The organism is Isoptericola sp. NPDC056605 (assembly GCF_042792795.1).
Classification (GTDB): domain Bacteria; phylum Actinomycetota; class Actinomycetes; order Actinomycetales; family Cellulomonadaceae; genus Isoptericola.
This window is the reverse complement of sequence record NZ_JBHTVT010000048.1, coordinates 1-1830: the sequence shown is the minus strand read 5'-3', so window position 1 is coordinate 1830 and position 1830 is coordinate 1. Positions and strand designations below refer to the sequence as shown.

The 1830-nt window shown below is 41.4% G+C and carries 4 protein-coding genes; all 4 read right to left on the bottom strand.

Going from position 1 to position 1830, the window contains the following annotated elements; translation table 11 throughout:
• A partial coding sequence (locus ACFQ8Y_RS22640; protein WP_430586795.1) for a spore germination protein occupies positions 1 to 260 on the bottom strand: 260 nt, incomplete at its 3' end.
• Between the two features lie 113 nt (positions 261 to 373).
• Positions 374 to 1273 carry an IS3 family transposase gene (locus ACFQ8Y_RS22635; RefSeq protein ID WP_026113687.1) on the bottom strand — a complete coding sequence of 300 codons (900 nt, stop codon included), beginning with the start codon at positions 1271 to 1273 and terminating at the stop codon, positions 374 to 376.
• A gap of 11 nt (positions 1274 to 1284) precedes the next feature.
• Positions 1285 to 1602 carry a transposase gene (locus ACFQ8Y_RS22630; RefSeq protein ID WP_014479904.1) on the bottom strand — a complete coding sequence of 106 codons (318 nt, stop codon included), beginning with the start codon at positions 1600 to 1602 and terminating at the stop codon, positions 1285 to 1287.
• A gap of 44 nt (positions 1603 to 1646) precedes the next feature.
• The coding region (locus tag ACFQ8Y_RS22625; protein WP_430586794.1) for a hypothetical protein at positions 1647 to 1830 on the bottom strand (184 nt) is incomplete at its 5' end.

The window sequence follows — 1830 nt, the reverse complement described above, 5'->3', positions numbered from 1 at the left end:
ATTCCCAACCGGTTAATCCCCAAAGTGGCAAGTAGATAATAGGGCAGCTGATCTTGATGATAGGAAAGAATGGCAACAAAAAATGCAGGAAGCAGTAGCGATACGGACAAGCCAAGTAAACGAAGCGTTTGACCAAATGTAGCTGCCAAAGCAGTAAAGTGGATATCCTCGGGTGCTTTCACAAGCAAAAATAAATTGGCAGGCGCAATCAACGCAGCCGGTGTACCATCCACAATCAACGCTACACGCCCATTGAGCATACAGTTCACGGTAAAGTCGGGTTAACCCCCTAATTTTGGACACATACTACTCTTAGCTCATTATTTCATAGAATTGCTCTTTATTTTAGGTGAGGCAAGAAAATCATCCTGCCTCATACTCTCACTTCTTTAATCGTTAGCTCTTCTGTTTGGTTTCGTTGATAAAATTCATTTGGTGCTAAATCTAAAATACTCGAATGGATTCTTCGATTATTGTAGAAATCCATGTATTCAGCCACCTCATGATACGCATCTGCGTAGGAATGAAAAGCGAACCGCCTCAAACATTCATACTCTAGTAATCGGTGAAACGACTCGATATGGGCATTCATATTCGGTGTTCTCGGCGGAATGCGTTCATGTTCGATGTGGAACGTTTCACATGCTTTCTGAAACGCTAGAGAAATAAATTGTGGACCATTATCCGTTCGAATGACTGGCTTTGTTTCTCTTTCAAATTGCTGACGCTTAAACAAGGCACGCTGCACGAGTTGGCCAGCGTCGTGTCCGGTACAATGTAAACCAATATGATAATCAATGATGGAACGGTCATATACATCAATGAGCGATAGAATAAAGAAGAAACGCTCTTCACCTTCGATGTAGCCGTATTTAATATCTGCTTCCCACAGCTGATTCGATTCAGTGATGATCCGGTTCCTCGCTAATTTTCTTGGATAGTGGAACTTCACTTCTCGCTGTGGCTGTAGGATATCGAGTTCCTTACATAATCGGTACACTTTCTTTTTGTTAATCTGTAGCGCATACTCGCTTCGAAGGCGGAGGCACAACTTTCGATAGCCATAGACACCGGCTTCACCTGAGATGAGTTCCATCAGCCATTCCTGTATTTGTTCATCCGGTATTTTTTTGCCGTTCTTAGTGAGTGAATAGCCCGGAATGGGTCTGCCCTCACTTACTGACTTTTCTTCTTTCTTGTATTGATAATAGTACGTAGAAGGAGAAATCTCTAAAATCTTCAGGACTTTACGGACGGCATAACCTTTCGCAATCCACTCATTCGCTATTTCAAGCGTTTCAGTAAGTGAGGGTTCTTCTTTTTTAGTACGTCACGGAGAATGGAAATTTCTAAATCTTTTTCGCCTAACAGCTTTTTAAGCTGGTCATTCTCCTCCTCCAACTGTTTGATCCCTGAGGGAGAAACAATATCTTGAATGCCGGAATGATCTAGATTGCCTTTTTCCTGAAAAGCTTTTACCCATTTGCTTACGAGATTTGGACTGAGCTCGTGACGTCTCGCCACCAAAGCTTTATTGCCTGTTTCAATTGCTTCTTGTACCACCTGTTGTTTAAATTCAGCAGAATGTTTTCGTCTTTGCATCACAAAAGCCCCCTTATTTGGCAACCTTAAGTATAAAACCACTCTTAGTAGGTGTCCAAATTCATTAGGGGGCTAAATAGTTTATAGTACTCAGTGATCTGTTCACACTCTTCTTTTCCGTACACTTCAATACAATCATCCATATTTGGAGTATCCGCGAGTTTATTATCATTTTCCTTTACACCTTCTTCGGAGGATTCCTCTTTAGACTCATTTTTATTTTTAGAA

Bases quoted from the DNA above. Each gene is read 5' to 3' on its own strand.
- ACFQ8Y_RS22630 (WP_014479904.1), bottom strand. From the start codon at position 1,602: ATGCAAAGACGAAAACATTCTGCTGAATTTAAACAACAGGTGGTACAA.